This window comes from Streptomyces sp. NPDC056835 (assembly GCF_042789485.1).
GTDB lineage: Bacteria > Actinomycetota > Actinomycetes > Streptomycetales > Streptomycetaceae > Streptomyces.
This window is the reverse complement of the sequence record NZ_JBHUBB010000009.1, coordinates 226,972-245,544: the sequence shown is the minus strand read 5'-3', so window position 1 is coordinate 245,544 and position 18,573 is coordinate 226,972. Positions and strand designations below refer to the sequence as shown.

Below are 18,573 nucleotides of genomic sequence, written 5' to 3'. Positions count from 1 at the left end.
ATCCCCTGGCGCAGCTGGTCCAGGACCGCCTGCCGCCTCCTGGCCGATCCCTCGACCGTCGGTGCCGTGGGTCCGTACCGGCTCACCACGTGCTGGGCGCACAACGCGCTCCCTCGGTAGAGGGTCGCAGCGCGGATCCAGACACCCTCAAACAGGCATTCGGAGCACCATCCGAGCGGCGGAACGGGGCGCGGGTCCTCGGAAATTGTCATACCGAGACCGTATGCACACCAGTATCAGCGCGGAAGGACGTGTCAGTCGTCCGGGGTGTAGTTGAGTCCTTCGCAGCACCCCTAAAGCTCTCATTCCGGACTGACGGCCCTCGACCTGCTGTTACGGGGTTCAGAAACAGGCACTCAGCTTGTCGTTTAACGACCAGCCGGAGTGGCCTGTACGCACCGCTTGCCTTGAGGTTCGGCCGCGGGTTTCGCAGGGAAAACCAGGATCAGACGTGCGCGGCGATCCTGGGGGAATCGGTGACACAACAGAGCAGTCACGATGCTGAGATCATTTCTCTGCTTATGCGCGAGTATGAGTCGCTTCGGGCCGAGGTCTCACAACGGGTAGCGGCAAGGATGCAGATACTGGGGTTCGCAGGCGTGATCGCTGCCCTCATCACGACAGGGGGGTTGTCCCCACACAAGCCCAACCTGTATCTCGCTGCCCTCAGTGTCATCCTGGGCTTACTTTGGCTACGGGACTGCAATCAAGGCATACAGCGCATCGGCAGGCACCTCCGCAGGGTTGAGGAAGAGGTGAACCGCCTGTCAACTCGCGCGTACGGCGGCAGCCCGCTGTCATGGGAAACGAATCGGCATACGAGCCGACAGAGTGGACCTTCCCCTTGATCGTGGACACCTGGAGACTGGGATCTGAGGTTCCAGAGGAAGTAGCACCAGGTGGGAAGCAAGTACACGAAGCGGTACACCGAGGAGTTCAAGCGGGACGCGATCGCGCTCGTCGACTCCTCGGGCAAGACGGTCACGGCGGTGGCCCGGGAACTCGGCATCAGCTCCGAGTCCCTGCGCGGCTGGTACCGCAAGGCGAAGGCGGAGCAGGGCGAGGGCACTGCCGGCGAATTGGGCAGTGCCGAGCGCGAGGAGCTCAAGCGGCTGCGGCGGGAGAACCGCGAGCAGCAGCAGACCATCGAGATCCTGAAAAAAGCGACCGCCTTCTTCGTGAAGGACAACGACCGGTGAGCGAGTTGTGCCGGTTCATCCAGGCGGAGAAGGCGAACTACCCGATCGTTCTGTTGTGCCGGGTGCTGCACGTCGCCCGCTCCTCCTACTACGCGTGGCGCGAGGGCGAGGCCGCCCGCCATGCGCGGCAGGCTGCCGACGACGCGCTCGCGCACGAGATCGCGGTGCTGCACGTCGCCTCCCGCCGCACCTACGGTGTCCCGCGCATCCACGCCGAACTGCGGCGTCTGGGGCGGCGGGTGAACCGCAAGCGCATCGCCCGCGTGATGCGCGAGCGCGACATCCGAGGCGTCACCCGGCGCAAGCGCCGCTCGTTGACCCGGCCCGACAAGAAGGCGAAGCCGGCCCCTGACCTGATCGGCCGCGACTTCCACGCCGAGCGGCCCGGGATCAAGCTGGTCGGCGACATCACCTACCTGCCCACTGCCGAGGGCTGGCTCTACCTCGCCTGCTGGCTCGACCTGGCCACCCGCGAGGTCGTCGGTTATGCCATGGCTGATCACCACCGCGCAGAACTCGTCGTGGACGCCCTCGACATGGCCTACGGCCGAGGGAACCTGGAGCCCGACTGCGTGATCCACAGTGACCGCGGCAGCGAATACACATCGACCCAATTCTGCGACCGAATAAGGGCGTTGGGACTGCGGAACAGCTGCGGGCGTACCGGATCATGCTTCGACAACGCGGCCGCGGAGAGTTTCTGGGCCCTGCTCAAGGAAGAGATCGGCACCCGCATCTGGCCCGACCGGGCCACCGCCCGCGCCGAGGTCTTCACCTTCATCGAGACCTTCTACAACCGCCGCCGCCTGCGCAAGCACAAGATCTTCGGCTACCTCACCCCGGCCGAGACCAGGCAGCGGCATCCACACGCCCTCGCGGCATAACAGACGAGTGTCCAAGATCACGGGGGAACTTCAGAGTGAGAGGCCTGCCTGGCGTTTCATCGGCTGGATCGGCGGTTGGAGCGGGCGTCATTGAATAGGTGACGCCGTCGTCTGGCCAGGTGATCTATGCGATGCGCCGCGGTTTTGTTCCCTTCTTGTGGTGGGCTGGGCGGCTGTACGCCTCGCCGGTGGCGAGGACTCTGCCCACGCCGTGACGGATGGCTGGGCTGCGGTTTCTCGAACCTGGGGGCCGACCTGGTCCGGGGCGGGACGGTTTCGGTGCACCGGCTGGTGAGCCGGTCTTCGCGTGCAGGTTTCTGAACCCCCGTCGGACGCGAGCGGGGGTGAGTCTGTGCGGCTCGGCCGGCTTCTCCCAGGGCCTGCGGAGGTCGGCGGCCAGCGGTCGGGCGAGCCGGAGCTGGGCATAAGCGGCGATCACCAGCCAGGTCCACCGGTCGGCCGCTTCCGAACTGCGAAGCCGGGGCTTGGTCCAGCCAAGCGTCTGCTTGAGCAGGCGGAACGTGTGCTCCAGGTCGAAGCGCCGGAGGAAGGACTGCCAGCAGCGGTCGACGTCCGCCGCGCTGGCCCCGGTGCCCGACCACCACAGCCAGACCGGCTTGTTCACCCCGCCGGACGGCAGCTGTTCCACGGCGAGGCGGATGATGGTGCCCTCGATGAGGGGCAGCGGTCCGTCGTACTCGATCCAGGCCGCCCGCCGGGTGAGCCTTGGGTGCAGCCGGTCCCATGCCCGCGCGGTCGCCTTGCCGTAGAGGCGGGTGTCGGTGACCGTCACGGCCTGCTCGATGCCCCAGGTGGAGGGATCGCCGAAGACGAACTCGCCACCGTGCTTGGGCGGTCGGCCGCCCAGGGGGTTGGCCAGGGCGAACTCGTTGCGGGAGGGGGCCGGACGCCGCATCACCCGATCTGAGCGGAGTCGGCCGAGGATTTCGACGGGCAGGCCGGTCAGCAGGTGGGCGATGCGGGGCGCGTCGTAGCCGGCGTCCAGCACGACCAGGACGTGCGGGTCGCCCGGCTTCCACTGGCCGGACTCGACGAGTTGCTCAACAACCTCGCGGAGCTGGACGGCGGTCACCACGGCGACGTCGGCTCCGGGCTCCAGGCGGACCGCGTCCAGCACTGCCGTCCACGACGTGCGGCCCGTTTCCAGCGCGGCCACGATCGAATACGGCCAGCCAGGCACCATCAGGTGTTTGCCCTCACCCCGGCCGAACGTGTGGCAAAAGGCCCGGTCAGGGCAGGTATTCGCGTCCGGCCGCAACCACGGAGAGACATCCGCGGCCAGCACGATCCGACCGTCCGCAGCCCTCGGCAGCGGCGTCGAGATCAGAGCGCGACGGAGCCGGGTGACATCGATCTGCCCCTGGTTGAGGCCGCCGTAGAGCGCCCCGTGCCCGCGGCGGTGTTCCGGGGCGAGCGCCAGGTCGACGAGCGTCCGCACCGGCCCGTCCGTGCACAACAGGGCATCGCATAACTCGAACAGCGCGTCGCCCCGGGCGGTCAGACACGCGTACAACTCCGTCCGGAAGCGTGACACTTCCGCGAACGCGTCCCGCAGGACACCTGGGTATTCCAGACTCACGACCACGGCCTTCGTACTGTTCCTCTGCCTCTGGGACGGAGCAAAGGATCAGACGGAGGCCGTCCTCACGTCCACTGAACTGCGAAAACGCCGACCAAGTTCGAGCCGCGTTCGACACTGGACCTTAAACGACAAGCTCAGGCGCCCGACTACCTGACGGCCGGGGCCACCGCCCTCGGCATGGGCAGCCCGCTGGTCGGCGACGCGTGCGAGGGCGGCGACCTGGACGCCCTCCGGGAGCGGGCCCACACGCTCCTGGACGGTATCCGCAGGGCCCGGCGAACCGGGCGGGCGAGGCCGTCGAGGAGAGGATCCGCGCCTACGGCGGCCGCGCGGCCTTCGTCCATTGCGACGTCTCCGCCGAGCGGGAGTGGGCCGCGCTGCGCGACCGAACCCACGAGCTGTTCGGTTCCGTCTCCGTCGTCCACAGCAACGCGTTCACGCATGTCCACGGCTCCGCCCACGAACTGGCCGCCGACAGCTGGGACCGTGAGATCGCCGTCAATCTCACGGCCACCCACCTCGCGGTCCGCGCGTTCCTCGGCGATCTCCAGGAGACGCGCGGCTCGTTCGTGGCCACCTCCAGCGTGCACGCGTTGTTCGGAGTGCCCGGCCACCCGGCCTACGCCGCGGCCAAGGGCGGCCTCTGCGCGCTCGTCCGTCAGCTCGCCGTCGAGTACGGACCGCTGGTGCGATTCAACGCCGTGCTGCCAGGACCCATCCTCACCGCGGCCTGGGACGACGTGGACGAGGAGGGCCGCCTCCTGTCGGCTCGCGCGACCGCCCTGGGCCGGCTCGGCCGGCCCGAGGAGGTGGCGGCCGCGGTCGCCTTCCTGGCCTCGGACGAGGCCTCTTACATCACCGGAACGACCCTGACCGTGGACGGCGGCTGGACCGTGAAGAAGGAGTCCAAGTGAAGATCGCGTCTCTGCGCACCTATCTGGTCGCACCCCGCTGGTGCTTCCTCCGCATCGACACCGACGAGGGCATCACGGGCTGGGGCGAGCCCGTCGTCGAGGGCCGCGCCCATACGGTGGCCGCCGCTGTCGCGGAGCTCTCGGACTATCTCGTCGACCAGGATCCGATGCGGTCAGGACCACTGGCAGGTCCTCACCAAGGGCGGCTTCTACCGGGGCGGCCCCGTACTCTCCAGTGCGGTGGCCGGCATCGACCAGGCGTTGTGGGACATCGCCGGCAAGGCGCTGGGCGTACCGGTCTGGCAGTTGCTCGGCGGCAGCGTACGGAACCGGGCCCGTGTCTACAGCTGGATCGGCGGAGACCATCCGACCGATGTCGCCGAAGCGGCGGCGGCACGCAAGGCCGAGGGCTTCACGGCGATCAAGATGAACGCCTCCGCACAGCTGCGCCCCCTCGACACCCCGGCGGCCGTGCACGAGATCGCCGACCGCGTGGCGAGCGTACGGGAGGCGGTCGGCGACACGTTCGACATCGCCGTGGACTTCCACGGCAGGCTCACGCTCCCCATGGCGCGCCGGGTGCTTCCCCTGCTCGAACCGTATCTGCCGCTCTTCGTCGAGGAGCCGGTCGTTCCGGAACTGAGCGAGCACATCGGAGATGTCGTACGGTCGACCTCCATTCCCATCGCGACCGGCGAACGGCTCTACTCCCGCTGGGACTTCAAGCGGGTCCTGCGGCAGGGGATCGCCGTGGCGCAGCCGGATCCGTCGCACGCCGGCGGCATCTCCGAGGTCCGGAGGATCGCGGCGATGGCCGAGGCGTACGACGTGTCGCTCGCCCCGCACTGCCCGCTGGGCCCCATCGCGCTCGCCGCCTGCCTCCAGGTGGATTTCGCGACCCCGAACCTGCTGATCCAGGAGCAGAGCCTGGGGATCCATTACAACGCCGGCTCCGACCTGCTCGACTACCTCGTCGACCCGTCGGTGTTCCAGTACGAGGACGGGCACGTGGCCCTGCTCACGGCGCCCGGGCTCGGTATCGAGGTCGACGAGAAGGCCGTCGAGCACGCCGCGCGGAGGGGCCACCGCTGGCGAAGCCCTGTCTGGCGCCGCGACGACGGCTCACTGGCCGAGTGGTGAACCGACAGCCGGCCGGCACATGGGCCGATGACCGTCCGGTGAGGGGCCGTGCGGGCGGCGCGGTCCCCCGGCCGTGTGGTGAACCGTGGGGCGGACGGCACGGGCCGCCCACCCGGAGGGAGTTGGCGCCCACTCAGCCGGCCGGACCCACCGCCGTACCGCGTAGGCCCTGTCCGGTCCACCGCCACACCCGCGCGGCCCCGGCTTTCCTCACCCCTCCCCCACGGTGTCCGGCGGGCACGCGGCCGTGCTCCGGCGGACGACCAGACGGGTCGGTACGAGCGTCGTACCGCCCTCCACCGTCTCACCGCGCAGTTCCCGCAGAACGGCGTCGACACACAGTTCCCCGACCTTGGCGAAGTCCTGATGGACCGTCGTCAGCGGCGGGATGAAGGAGGCGGTCTCCGCTATGTCGTCGAAACCCACGACGCTGATCTCCTCCGGCACGCGCCTGCCGCGCTCGTGCAGCGCCCGCAGCACGCCCAGGGCCATCTGGTCGTTCGCGACGAACACCGCCGTGCAGTCGGGCTCCTCCGCCAGCCGGAGGCCCGCCTCGTAGCCGGATTCGGGAGTCCAGTCGCCGCGCAGCGGGGGCGGCACCTCGCGCCCCTCCTCACGCAACGCCGCCTCCCAGGCGACCTCGCGACGGCCCGCCGCGAACGACTCCTGGGGTCCCGCCAGATGCCAGACCGTGCGGTGGCCGAGCTCCAGCAGGTGCCGCACGGCCGTACGCGCGCCCTGCTGCTGATCGGTGTCCACCACATGGAACCGGTCACCGGCGTCGGAGTCCACGACGACGACCTTCACATGAGGCGGCAGCGCAAGCGACGTCGTGTCGAGCAGGTGTACCTCCATGATCAGGACGACCGCGTCCACCGCGAGCTCGTCGAGCCGTGTGAAGGCTCCCCTGACGTTGTCCTGTGTCGGCGCGTCGAGCGGGATCAGCGTGACCGCGTACCCCGCGCGGGACGCGCAGTTCGCGATGGCCTCCAAGGTCCGCACATTGCCGGTGCTGGAGAGGCTCATCGTGATGACGCCGATGGTCCGGAAGTCTCCGCGCTTGAGGGCGCGGGCGGCGCTGTTGGGCCGGTAGCCGAGCTCCTTCATGGCGTCCAGCACCCTCCGCCGGGTGTTCTCGATGACGGCCGGGTCTCCGTTGGAGACCCGGGAGACCGTCTGCGACGAGACGCCGGCGACCCGCGCGACGTCCGCCATCGAGACGCGGCGCTGCCGCCCTTTCGCGGCACGCCGGCCCCCACTGTCAACCGTCTTCGCGGGAACGGCTGTGTCCTTGTCCGCCATCGAAATCCCTTCCGTTCACTACCGCTTCGTGCTTGACGCCCCCCAGCGGGAGTGTCACCATCACGCTACCGATGATTACGTAAACATTTCCCATCGGGCCAGCCTACGCCCGGCCGTTTCCGGCCCGAAGGCCCTCTCCCTCCCTCTCTCCAGACCGGTCGGCCACCGATTCGAGGAACCAGCCATGACGCTCCTGTCGACGCCCGCGAAGGCAGTACCACCACCCCGCCCACGAGCGCTGTCCCTCTTCCGCAAGCAGGCCCTCGTCGGCTGGGGATTCGCCGGTCCGTTCGTCGCCGTCTTCGCGCTCGTCTTCCTCGCGCCGATCGGATACGCCCTGTATCTGAGCCTGTTCCGGGACCGGTTGATCGGTGGCACGTCCTTCGTGGGCCTGGACAACTACACCCAGGCGTTGACCGACGCGCGGTTCTGGGAAGGGCTGACCAGGGTCGGACTCTTCCTGGCCGTACAGGTGCCGATCATGCTGGGCATCGCGCTGCTGGTGGCGCTCGCGATCGACAGCGGCCGGCTGTACGGCAAGGGCTTCTTCCGTATCTCGATCTTCCTGCCGTACGCCGTGCCTGCCGTCGTCGCCAGCCTCATGTGGGGCTTCATCTACGGCACCAGATTCGGCCTGGTGGGCAACATCAACGACACCTTCGGCATCTCTCTGCCCGACCCGCTCTCCCCCTCGCTCGTGCTCGCCTCCATAGGCAACATCGTGACCTGGGAATTCGTGGGATACAACATGCTGATCTTCTACTCCGCGCTCAGGATCGTCCCACGATCGCTGTACGAGGCGGCGGCGATCGACGGAGCCGGCGAGTGGCGGCTCGTGACCTCGGTCAAGCTGCCGGCCATCCGCGGCTCCCTGGTCATCGCGACGATCTTCTCGATCATCGGGAGCTTCCAGCTCTTCAACGAGCCGAGCATTCTGCAGAAGCTCGCCCCGAACGCGATCACGAGCGACTTCACTCCCAATCTGTACACCTACTCGCTGTCCTTCTCCGGCCAGCAGCACAACTACGCAGCGACCGTGGCGATCGTGATGGGCGTCATCACCGCGATCATCGCCTACGCCGTCCAGCTGCGCGGTATGCGGAAGGGCTGAGCCATGAGCGTGCATGTCTCCAGCATCCCCACGAACTCCACCGACCCCACGGACAAGACCGGCTCCCCCGGGACGGCCCGCGCCGCCGACGCCCCGGTCCCGCGCCGCCGCCGTCGCCCCCACACCCCGCTCAACCCCCGCCCCAGCGTCCCTCTCACGCTCATGGTCGGGCTGGTCCTCCTCTACACACTGCTCCCGCTCGCCTGGCTGGTCATCAACGCGACCAAGGACCAGAAGGGCCTGCTCGACTCCTTCGGACTGTGGTTCGGCAAGGACTTCAACCTCTGGCACAACATCTCCCGCACGCTGTCCTACGACGACGGCGTCTTCGTCCGCTGGCTGTTGAACACCCTGCTGTACGTCGCCGTGGGAGCGGGCGGCGCCACGGTCCTCGCCGTCCTCGGCGGCTACGCGCTCGCCAAGTACGAATTCCCCGGCCGCCGCGCCGTGTTCGCGGTCGTCATCGGAGCCGTGGCCGTACCGGGCACGGCCCTGGCGGTGCCGACGTTCCTGATGTTCAGCGGTATGGGACTGACCAACACCCCCTGGGCCGTCATCATCCCCTCGCTCATCTCCCCGTTCGGGCTCTATCTGATGTGGGTGTTCGCCGCCGAGGCCGTACCCGCCGAACTCCTCGAAGCGGCCCGCATCGACGGCTCCGGCGAACTGCGTACGTTCTTCCGCATCGCTCTGCCGTTGCTGATGCCGGGCACGGTCACCGTGCTGCTGTTCTCCATGGTCGCGACCTGGAACAACTATTTTCTGCCGCTGATCATGATCAAGGACCCGGACTGGTACCCGCTCACGCTCGGACTCAACGCCTGGAACGCCCAGGGACAGACCGCGGGCGGCGAGGCCGTCTTCGATCTCATCATCACCGGCTCCCTGCTCACGATCGTGCCGATCGTCGCGATCTTCCTCCTGCTCCAGCGTTACTGGCAGTCCGGCCTGGCCGCGGGCAGCGTCAAGGAGTGATCCCGGCCCCGCCCCGTTCTTCCCGTCCCTCTCCCCGCTTCTGTCCCCTCTCCCACCCGCACACCGAACCAGGAGCACCACCCATGAGAACGAACAGCACCCGCCGGCTTCTCGCTGCCGTCGCCACGGCCTGCGTGATGGCCCTCGGCGCGACGGCCTGCGGCTCGTCCGACCCGGCCACCGACGGCGGCGGCACGAAGGACGTCAAGTCCGCACTGGAGAAGGGCGGGAAGGTGACGGTGTGGGCTTGGGAACCCACACTGAAGAAGGCGGCAGCCGACTTCGAGAAGAAGTACCCCAAGGTCGATGTCGAACTTGTCAACGCCGGCACCGGCGACAAGCAGTACACCGCGCTGCAGAACGCCATCGCCGCTGGTTCCGGCGCCCCCGACGTGGCGCAGGTCGAGTACTACGCCCTCGGCCAGTTCGCCATCGGCAAGTCACTGGAGGACCTCGCCGGCTACGGCGCGGACGCGTACGACAAGACCTTCACCACCGGTCCATGGAACGCCGTGAAGTACGACAAGTCCGTCTACGCCCTGCCCATGGACTCGGGTCCCATGGCGCTGTTCTACAACAAGAAGGTCTTCGACAAGCACGGCGCCAAGGTCCCGACCACCTGGGACGGGTACGTCGAGGCCGCGCGCACCCTGCACAAGGCCGACCCCAAGATCTTCATCACCAACGACACGGGCGACGCGGGCGCCACCACCAGCCTCATCTGGCAGGCCGGGGGCCGCCCTTACAAGACCGAGGGCACCGACGTCTCGATCGGCTTCAAGGACGCCGGCACCAAGACCTACACGGACACCTGGCAGAAGCTGCTCAGTGAGGACCTGATCGCTCCGATCAGCTCATGGAGCGACGAGTGGTACAAGGGCCTGGCCGACGGCAGCATCGCCACGCTCGCCATAGGCGCCTGGATGCCCGCCAGCTTCACCTCGGGCGTCGCGTCCGCCTCCGGTGACTGGCGAGTGGCCCCGCTCCCGCAGTGGACCAAGGGCGACAAGGCCAGCGCCGAGAACGGCGGCAGTTCCCTCGCCGTACCGAAGGCCGCCGAGAACAAGGAACTGGCCTACGCCTTCATCGAGTACGCGACCACAGGCGCCGGGGCCTCGGCCCGCGTCGCCGAGGGCTCCTTCCCCGCCACCAAGGCGGACCTGGAGGCGAAGACGTTCCTGGACGCCGCGTTCCCCTACTTCGGCGGCCAGCGGGCGAACAGGATTTTCGCGGACTCGGCCAAGAACGTCGGCACCGGCTGGTCGTACCTGCCGTACCAGGTGTACGCGAACTCCATCTTCAACGACACCGTGGGCAAGGCGTACATCTCCTCGACCCCCCTGAGCAAGGGGCTGGAGGACTGGCAGCAGGCGAGCATCAAGTACGGCACCGACCAAGGGTTCAGTGTCAGCGAGTAGTCCCCTCACGAGTCGGCGGCCGTACCGGACCCCTCCGGCACGGCCGCTCTCTCCCGCTCCGATCCGCGCAACCGCTGCTGGGCGGCGGACCTCGTAGTAGCGGTGTCCGTCGCTCCCGATCCATGCGGGCGGCAGCAGGCTCGTCGTAATCCCGCAGCGTCCGCGATGTCACCTTGGACATCCGCGCCACCTCCGCGATCGACCAGGCCATTGCCGGTGCCTCCCTCGCCGGGCCGGTCTCTCCGGCCACACACATGACCGTAGAAGTTGCCGCAACGGAAAGCGCAAGCCCCTGTTGGACAGGCACCAGGGCCTGACCCGTCGGACAGAACCCCTAGGTCCTGTCTTCAAAGTAGCGCCGTCCGCCCGGAGGGCGGGCTCGGCGGCGGTCGGTGCGTGCGATCGCAAGGCGGAGGGTCGCCCCAGTACTGGATGTACTGGGGTGATCCCGACAACGCGGCGAGCGTGCGTGCCGGGCGTCGCCGAGCAGGCGGGACTTTGAAGACAGGGCCTAGTACTGCAACCGCGTTTGGCGTGACGATGATTCGGTTTATGAGTTGTGGCCTCGTCGTTTGTAGTGGCTGATGCGTGCTCGGTGTTGTGCTCGTCGTCGCCAGTGGGACCAGGTGCAGGGCCTGGGCGACCCGGGAAGGAGTCGTGCCGTGAGGTGGGCGGTCAGGCGGCGGATCTCGGGCAGGCTCAGCGGGACGAGGTGCTGTTCACCGGCTTCTGATCCCCTTTTTTGAGTTCCTCCGCGCGGACCGTTGCCAGGTAGGCGTGGGCCGCCATGGCGAGAGTGATGTGCCAGTACCAGGCGTGGTATCTGCGTACCTGGTAGTGGTCGAGTCCGCATTCGTTCTTCACGGTCTGGAAGCATTCTTCGACCGTCCACCGGCGGCCGGATACGGTCAGGAGGGTGTTCAGGGTGGTGCCTTCGGGTGCGAAGCACACGTAGTAGGCGATCTTGGTGGGATCGGTGATGCTGCGGCGGGCGAGGACCCAGTGCCCGACACCTTCCTCGCGCCAGGGGGCGGATAGGCGCCCGGGCCCAGTCGTAGACGCGCTCACCGTGGGCGCCTCGCCCGCACGACCGGCGCTTCCACGCCTGCCGTGGCAGACCGGCGACCAGTTCGTCCACGGGGTGGTCCATGCGTGAGGCGGTGACGACGGTGTCGGTGCGACGGGTTGCCAGCACGTGGAACACCCCGCGCTGTTCCAGCAAGTACCGCAGGCCCTTGACCTGCCCGTACGCTTCGTCGGCGGTCAGCCACGCGAACGGTACCCGCGCGGCGAGGGCCCGTTCGACCACAGCCTTGGCGTGTTCGATCTTCGTGGCGAAGGCGACCTCGTCCGGGACCCCGGCAGTACGGCACCGCTCATGGTCCTCGGTCCAGGACGCAGGCAGGTACAGCTCCCGGTCGATCAGCGTGTGACCGACATCAGTGGCATAGGCCAGAAACGTGCCGACCTGGCTGTTCTCGACCCGGCCCGCCGTGCCGGTGTACTGACGCTGGACCCCGGCCGAGCGCACACCCTTCTTCAGGAACCCGGTGTCATCCACGACGAGTACCGCCTGCCGGTCACCGAGCCGTTCAGTAACGAACTCCCGTATGTCGTCATGGACTTCGTCAGCATCCCAGTCACACGTGTTGAGCAGTCGCTGCAAACGGTCCGGCCGGTCATGCCCCACCCGCTCGGCGACCGTCCACGCGTTCTTCCACTCCAGCGACGACACCAGCCCACGCATATAGGCCAACGCCGATTCCCGGGGTTCCGAGCGCTGAAACCGGTGCATGAACCGCTCATGCACTTCCCTCAGCTCCGCCGCCCACCGCCACACGTCACCGACTTCGAGATCCCCTCCCATGACAGGAACAACGACACATCGTCACGCCAAACGCGGTTGCAGTACTAGGTCCTGTCTTCAAAGTAGCGCCGTCCGCCCGGAGGGCGGGCTCGGCGGCGGTCGGTGCGTGCGATCGCAAGGCGGAGGGTCGCCCCAGTACTGGATGTACTGGGGTGATCCCGACAACGCGGCGAGCGTGCGTGCCGACCGCCGCCGAGCAGGCGGGACTTTGAAGACAGGGCCTAGGGCGGCGGCGCGGGAGTCGGCACCGCGGGTGACTTTGGTCCGCAGCCGGGCGGTGGCGAATGTGGACTCGATCGGGTTGGTCGTCCGAAGGTGGATCCAGTGCTCCGCGGGGAAGTCGAAGAACGCCAGCAACTGCTCCTGATCACCGGTGATCTTCGTGACGGCCCTGGGGAACTTCGCGCCTGCAAGGTTCAGCGGACAGCGGTATCGGTGAGTGGGGACGTTAGCGTACGACGGCTATCTGCGACTGGCAGGGGGGCGGAGTCCGGGGCGTTGTGACACGAGGGAGCCGGCTGTGGTGTCGGCGTGTGCCACAGGATCGTTCCAGTCGGTTTCATTGCTCTCCCGACCAGCGCCGATGGATATGCGATGATACTTCCCGTGTTTCATCCAGCTCAGGGCTCGGATGGAAGAGGGGGAATAGGGATGTCGTTGCGTGACTTGGTCCGCGACGAGGCGATGGCGCGGATGTCTCCGGCGGAACGGTTGGCTCAACTGCGCGCCGCACGGCTGTACTTCCAGCGGCCGGAGAGCCCCGGTTTTTTTGTGTCCGAGACCGTGGATGGTCCGATAGTGCCGGTCTTCACCTCCTGGGAGGAGCTGGCTCTGTTCGCAGGAGCATGTGACTGGGCGTCGACCACGGCCGAGGACTTGGTAGGGCTGTTGCCTGAAGGGGTGCGGGCGCTGGTGGACCTGTTGGGGCCGAACCCGTTCTTGTTGGAGGCCGCGATGCTGGAGGAGCCGGCAGAGGTGGAGGGGGAGTAGACATGGCAGGGGGCGGAGCGGATGGGCCTGCGCCGGGGGATGGCTACAGGATCGAGATCGCTGAGGTGCGCAAGATCATGACGCCGATGGAGGAGTCCGTCGTCGCGGCGCACCAAATCAAGCGTGACTGGAAGTCCATGGCTCAGGGGATCCAGAACGCGGCCACCGTCGACATCGAGAAGCCGGCCAAGGACGTGCTGTCCGAGTGGGGTTTCGGCATGGGGCGGCTCGCCGAGCACGCCGACTCCATCGTTGAAGGCCTGCGGCAGGCCATCGCGGCCTACATGATGGCGGACCTGCTGCAGCTCGAGAACTTTGCGCCGACTGAGGACAACATCGCCAAACTCCCCATGGGCGAACACGGCCTGCGTGCGTGGAGGAACGGAGACCGGCCTCATTTCGATCCGCCTCCCGAGATCTACCAGGAGCCGTGGCTCGACGGCGGTAGCGGCAGTGGTGACGGTACGGTCGTCACGGGCGATCCAACCAGCAATCCTCGTTACCGCGTGGCCGGTGAAGGCGGTGAGGGCTGGGTGGTCGACGGCGGTGGAAAGGGCCCTGTCGCATGACGCACAAGGACGCCATGGAGGGCGGCGCTTCTGAGCGCATACCCCCGCACGCCAAGCCCGACGAGGTCATACCGGGCAAACCCCAGAAGATTGACGACCTGGTCATCAAGCTCCGTGTTTATGCGGGCGCGTTCAAGGACGGCTACGACAAGCTGACCGACTTGTCCCTGCTCCCGTGGACCGGTGCCGCAGCAGATAGCTTCCAGGACGCGAGCAAACGTCTGCCCAGGGAGCTGGAGTCGGCACGCAAGTACTTCACCTCCGCGGCGGGCGCTCTGGACGCCTACGCCGACAAGCTGCGTTCCGTGCAGAACCGGGCCAAGCCGATCATCGAGGACGCGGACGAGGTAAGGGCTGCGTCGAAGAAATACTGGGAGAACGTCACGGCCTACAACGCCGCTGTCGACCGCGGGGATGACACGCTGCCCGAGCGGCCGCCGGACGACGATCCCATCACCGGGCTGGACTCTTGCTATCGCCGGCTCGACAAACTGGAGAGCGAGCTGCAGGGCGTCGTCGACGACTCCAAGGCCAAGCTCGCCAAGGCGGCCGAGAAGGCCCCCAACGCGCCCGAGGGCTGGAACCGCTTCAAGAAGGGCGTCGGGGACTTCTTCGGCGGCATGGGCGACAGCGCCAAGGACATGTGGAAGCAGTTCGAGTACATGGCTGAGGACGGCCCCGGTGGCGCCAGCCTGCAACTGGCGGGCGCGATCGACGGGGCCGCCTACGCCGCGAACCACCCCAAGGAGTTCGCCAAGGCCGTCACCAACTGGGAGGAGTGGCAGCGGAACCCCAGCCGTGCCGCCGGCCAGCTCACCCCGGATCTGCTGCTCGCCCTGGCCACCGGCGGCGGGGGCGCCCTGCGGAAGGGCGCCTCGACCGCTAAGACTGCCGCTCAGCGGCTGGCGGGACGCGAGCGGGCGCTGCGTCGCGACGGCAGCGCCGCCGAGCGTGCCGAACAAGCACGACAAGTGCACCAAGGAGAAGTGCGGAGAGGGCGAGCCGGTCGACGTCGCAACCGGCGAGATGTTCATGTCCGCCACGGACGTCAGTCTGCCCGGCGCCCTGCCGCTCGTACTGGAGCGGCACTACGTCTCCGGTCACCCGTGCGGCGGTTGGTTCGGTCCCACCTGGGCGGCCACCCTCGATCAGCGCCTGGAACTGGACGATGCCGGACTCGTCTACATCGCGGCCGACGGCATGGTGCTGCGATACCCGGTACCAGAGCCGGAGACCCTCACCCTGCCCGTCTCCGGCCCGCGCTGGCCGCTGCGCTGGGACGGCAAACCGGACGGCGCCTTCACCCTCACTATCCCGGAGGAGAACCGCCGCCTGCACTTTGCCCGGCTCCCGGTGGGAGGCCCAGAACTGGCGCTCCACGCGATCACCGACCGCAGCGGTGAGGGCGACCGCATCGACTTCGTGTACGACGAGCACGGCGTACCCACCCGGATCACCCACTCCGGCGGCTACCGCATCGTCGTCGACACCGACACAGCCCTGCATCGCGTCACGGCCCTGCGTCTCCTGCACGGCGAGCAACATGAACACAGCGCCCGGCTCGTCGCCTTCACCTACGACGACAGCGGCGACCTGATCGAGGTCGCCAACTCCACCGGCAAGCCGCAACTCTACCGTTACGACGAGCACCGCATCACATCCTGGAAGGACCGCAACGGCACCGCGTTCGCCTACGTCTACGACCACCGCGGTCGCGTCCTGCGTACTGTGGGGCCGACCGGCATCCTCTCGGGCCGCTTCCACTACGACGACGCCCACCGCACCACCCGCTACACCGACTCCCAGGGCAACGTCACCACGTACGTCCTCAACGAGGCGCACAAGGTCGTCGAGGTGACCGACCCGCTTGGTCACACCACCCGCACCGAATGGGACGAGACCAACCGCCTCCCTCTCACCGTCACCGATGCACTCGGCCACACGACGCGGTACACGTACGACGAGGACGGCAACCTCACCCACATCGAGCGTCCGGACGGAAGCAGCGCCGAGGCGGTCTACGACGAGAACGGCCTCCCGACGGAGATCCGCGAGCCCGATGGTGTGGAATGGCGCCACACCTACGATGGCCGCGGCGCACGCACCTCCACCACGGACCCGACGGGCGCTACTACGCACTGGACGTACGACGAGGCAGGCCACCTCACCTCAGTCACGGACGTGCTCGGGCGCACGACGACAGTGACGACGGGCGCGGCGGGGCTCCCGGTGACGGTCACTGACCCCCTGGGACACACCACCCACGTCCGCCGCGGCCCCCACGGCCGCGTCACCGCCCTCACCGACCCGCTCGACCGCACCACCCATTTCGGCTGGACCATCGAGGGCAAGCCCGCCTGGCGCGAGCACCCTGACGGCACTCGCGAGGAATGGAAGTGGGACTGCGAGGGCAACCTCGCCAAACACACCAACCAGGCCGGTCATACCACCGAGTACACCTACACCCACTTCGACCTGCCCGCCACCCGCACCGACCCCGACGGCGCCCACTACGCCTTCACCTACGACACCGAACTGCGCCTGGTGACCGTCACCAACCCCCAGGGGCATGAATGGCGCTATGAGTACGACACCGTCGGCCGCCTGGTCGCCGAGACGGACTTCAACGGGGTGACCCGCTCCTACGAGCGCGACGCGGCGGGCCGCCTCACCGCCCGGACGAATGCGCTTGGCCAGACGCTGCGGTACACACATGACGCGATGGGGCGGGTGCTCACCCAGCAGGACGAGACGACGGACGAACTGACGACCTTCGCCTACGGTACGCGAGGGGCCCTCGCCCGCGCCTCCAACAGCGACGCGGTCCTGACCCTGGAGCGGGACCCCCTGGGCCGAGTCCTGGCGGAGACGGTCAATGGCCGCACGATCACCTCCGCCTACGACGCGGTGGGCAACCGTTTGACTCGCACGACTCCGTCCGGGCTGGCATCGACCTGGACGTACGACGCCGCCGACCGACCCCTGACCCTCACGACGGCGGGCAACACCCTTACCTTCACCCACGACGCCACCGGTCACGAGACACAGCGTGCCGTCGGCGGTGTCACCCTCAGTCAACGCTGGGACGATACCGGCCGAATCACCGCACAGACGGTTACTTCCGCCGCCGATGACCTCATCCAACACCGCACCTACGCCTACCGGCCCGACGGATACGTCATTCAGATTCGCGAACTGACGTCCGGTACTCGCCACTTCACCCTGGACCCGGTCGGCCGGGTCACGGGTGTACAAGCGCACGGCTGGACCGAGCGCTACGCCTACGACGCGGCCGGGAACCAAACCCACGCCTCGGCGCCAGGACAGGAAGCCTCTGGCGAGAGGGAGTTCACCGGAACCCTGGTCCGCAAGGCGGGCCGCACCGTGTACGAACACGACGCCGCGGGCCGCCTGATCCGTAAGACCCGCAAGCTGCTCAACGGTCAGACCCGGACGTGGGCCTACGCGTGGAGTGCCGAGGACAAGCTCACGCGGGTCGTGACGCCGGACGGCGAGACGTGGACGTACTCCTATGACCCCCTGGGCCGCCGCATCGGCAAGACCGACCCGAAGGGCGCGACTCTCACCCTCGCCTGGGATACGACCCGCCTCGCGGAACAGACCGCCCGGGGCGGTGCGACCTGTACCTGGGACCACGCCCCGGAGACTCACCGCCCCCTGACCCAGACGGTCGGCGAAGTGGGAACCTCACGCTTCCGTGTCGTGGTCACGGATGCCACGGGGACGCCCACCGAACTGCTCACCCCAGACGGCGAAATGACGTGGCAGCACCGGACTACCCTCTGGGGAACCCCTGTCCCTGCTCCCTCCGACGTGGAGACCTGCCCCCTCCGCTTCCCAGGCCAGTACGCCGACCCCGAGAGCGGCCTTCACTACAACTACTTCAGGTACTACGACCCGGAAACGGCTCGATTCCTCACCCCAGACCCGCTCGGTCTCACCCCTTCGGACAACCACCATGCGTACCCTCGAAACCCGATCCGGCTGACCGACCCGCTCGGACTGGCTCCCTACGACCTCGAACCCGAGTCGGAGAAGATCGCGGACCACGCCAACGGTGAAGCGCTCCGCCCCGACGGCAACGGAACGCACTACGTGCGAGGAGTCGACCCCAAGGCCCTGAAGTTCTACGTCGACGGAGTGATCAACGAGCGCATACCCAACATCGAACCGAAATACGGACTGCGAAATGGTCGAGAGGCCTTCTGGGACCCGGACAAGGAGGCCGTGGTCATCGTGGACGGTGACGGGGGGCACCGTGTTCACCCCCAAGCAGGGATACTCCTACTTCGAGGACCTGGAATAAGAGGAGCGGTATGTCCGAGCAAACCAGCCGCAGCGTCAGTCTCTCCCACTCGGAGTTCACGAGGCTTTACTTCCTGACACGCGAACTCAATGAGTTCCCCGCCGAGAGACTGCAGGGTTTCGGATGCGATGCCGAAGAACTGGAAGATCTGTTGTCACGGCTCAGGAGCGCTCGTCGGCAGTCCAAAGAGCATGGGGAAGCTCACCGTTTGACACTTGTCTTCTCGACGACGCTCCCTGAATCGGACGCCGCACCAGCTCTTGCCCGCGACGGA

10 protein-coding genes and 5 pseudogenes are annotated in these 18,573 nt (G+C 67.6%); 10 read left to right on the top strand and 5 right to left on the bottom strand.

Annotated features, from left to right (window positions below):
• Window positions 1–899 precede the first annotated feature (899 nt).
• A complete protein-coding gene (locus ACFRMN_RS13145) occupies window positions 900–1,199 on the top strand; it encodes a transposase (RefSeq protein ID WP_383017771.1) in 300 nt (99 codons plus the stop codon).
• Window positions 1,196–2,083, top strand: a complete 888-nt coding sequence (locus tag ACFRMN_RS13140) for an IS3 family transposase (protein ID WP_383017768.1) — start codon at window positions 1,196–1,198, stop codon at window positions 2,081–2,083. Before ACFRMN_RS13145 ends, ACFRMN_RS13140 begins: the two co-directional genes overlap by 4 nt.
• A gap of 124 nt (window positions 2,084–2,207) precedes the next feature.
• Here ACFRMN_RS13140 and ACFRMN_RS13135 read toward each other — a convergent pair whose 3' ends face one another.
• Window positions 2,208–3,683, bottom strand: coding sequence for an NF041680 family putative transposase (locus ACFRMN_RS13135; RefSeq protein WP_383017765.1), 1,476 nt, complete (start codon window positions 3,681–3,683; stop codon window positions 2,208–2,210).
• 206 nt (window positions 3,684–3,889) lie between these two features.
• On the opposite strand from ACFRMN_RS13135, the gene ACFRMN_RS13130 reads away from it, so the two are divergent.
• Window positions 3,890–4,600 (top strand): SDR family NAD(P)-dependent oxidoreductase, encoded by a 711-nt coding sequence (locus ACFRMN_RS13130; RefSeq protein WP_383017762.1) that lies wholly within the window; start codon window positions 3,890–3,892, stop codon window positions 4,598–4,600.
• Window positions 4,597–5,740: pseudogene (gene dgoD, locus ACFRMN_RS13125) on the top strand (galactonate dehydratase). Before ACFRMN_RS13130 ends, dgoD begins: the two are co-directional and overlap by 4 nt.
• Window positions 5,741–5,950: 210 nt before the next feature.
• Here dgoD and ACFRMN_RS13120 read toward each other — a convergent pair.
• The gene (locus tag ACFRMN_RS13120) at window positions 5,951–6,955 is read right to left on the bottom strand and encodes a LacI family DNA-binding transcriptional regulator (RefSeq protein ID WP_383017858.1); all 1,005 of its coding nucleotides are present in this window, start codon (window positions 6,953–6,955) and stop codon (window positions 5,951–5,953) included.
• Window positions 6,956–7,226: 271 nt separating this feature from the next.
• On the opposite strand from ACFRMN_RS13120, the gene ACFRMN_RS13115 reads away from it, so the two are divergent.
• The 3 genes from ACFRMN_RS13115 (at window position 7,227) to ACFRMN_RS13105 (ending at window position 10,546) form a co-directional block, all read left to right on the top strand.
• Entirely contained in the window at window positions 7,227–8,153 is a 927-nt protein-coding gene (locus ACFRMN_RS13115) for a carbohydrate ABC transporter permease (RefSeq protein WP_383017759.1), read from the top strand.
• Between the two features lie 3 nt (window positions 8,154–8,156).
• The gene (locus tag ACFRMN_RS13110; protein ID WP_383017756.1) at window positions 8,157–9,128 is read left to right on the top strand and encodes a carbohydrate ABC transporter permease; all 972 of its coding nucleotides are present in this window, start codon (window positions 8,157–8,159) and stop codon (window positions 9,126–9,128) included.
• Window positions 9,129–9,211: 83 nt separating this feature from the next.
• Window positions 9,212–10,546 (top strand): ABC transporter substrate-binding protein, encoded by a 1,335-nt coding sequence (locus ACFRMN_RS13105; protein WP_383017753.1) that lies wholly within the window; start codon window positions 9,212–9,214, stop codon window positions 10,544–10,546.
• Window positions 10,547–10,636: 90 nt separating this feature from the next.
• Here ACFRMN_RS13105 and ACFRMN_RS13100 read toward each other — a convergent pair.
• The 3 pseudogenes from ACFRMN_RS13100 to ACFRMN_RS13090 form a co-directional block, all read right to left on the bottom strand.
• Window positions 10,637–10,757: pseudogene (locus ACFRMN_RS13100) on the bottom strand (MerR family DNA-binding transcriptional regulator); the annotation flags it as partial.
• Between the two features lie 488 nt (window positions 10,758–11,245).
• Window positions 11,246–12,413: pseudogene (locus tag ACFRMN_RS13095) on the bottom strand (IS701 family transposase).
• A 177-nt stretch (window positions 12,414–12,590) separates the two neighbouring features.
• Window positions 12,591–12,818, bottom strand: a pseudogene (locus tag ACFRMN_RS13090) (transposase); the annotation flags it as partial.
• A 246-nt stretch (window positions 12,819–13,064) separates the two neighbouring features.
• On the opposite strand from ACFRMN_RS13090, the gene ACFRMN_RS13085 reads away from it, so the two are divergent.
• From ACFRMN_RS13085 to ACFRMN_RS13075, 3 genes and pseudogenes are all read left to right on the top strand, one after another.
• Entirely contained in the window at window positions 13,065–13,403 is a 339-nt protein-coding gene (locus ACFRMN_RS13085) for an SseB family protein (protein WP_362211928.1), read from the top strand.
• A 2-nt stretch (window positions 13,404–13,405) separates the two neighbouring features.
• Window positions 13,406–13,972: a hypothetical protein gene (locus tag ACFRMN_RS13080; protein ID WP_362211931.1), complete on the top strand. Its 567-nt coding sequence runs from the start codon at window positions 13,406–13,408 to the stop codon at window positions 13,970–13,972.
• Window positions 13,969–18,001: pseudogene (locus tag ACFRMN_RS13075) on the top strand (DUF6531 domain-containing protein); the annotation flags it as partial. The gene ACFRMN_RS13080 and the pseudogene ACFRMN_RS13075, both read left to right, overlap by 4 nt.
• Window positions 18,002–18,573: the final 572 nt, after the last annotated feature.

Coding starts and splice junctions, on each gene's coding strand:
- ACFRMN_RS13080 (WP_362211931.1), top strand. CDS start 13,406: ATGGCAGGGGGCGGAGCGGATGGGCCTGCGCCGGGGGATGGCTACAGG.
- ACFRMN_RS13120 (WP_383017858.1), bottom strand. CDS start 6,955: ATGGCGGACGTCGCGCGGGTCGCCGGCGTCTCGTCGCAGACGGTCTCC.
- ACFRMN_RS13115 (WP_383017759.1), top strand. CDS start 7,227: ATGACGCTCCTGTCGACGCCCGCGAAGGCAGTACCACCACCCCGCCCA.
- ACFRMN_RS13085 (WP_362211928.1), top strand. CDS start 13,065: ATGTCGTTGCGTGACTTGGTCCGCGACGAGGCGATGGCGCGGATGTCT.
- ACFRMN_RS13105 (WP_383017753.1), top strand. CDS start 9,212: ATGAGAACGAACAGCACCCGCCGGCTTCTCGCTGCCGTCGCCACGGCC.
- ACFRMN_RS13110 (WP_383017756.1), top strand. CDS start 8,157: ATGAGCGTGCATGTCTCCAGCATCCCCACGAACTCCACCGACCCCACG.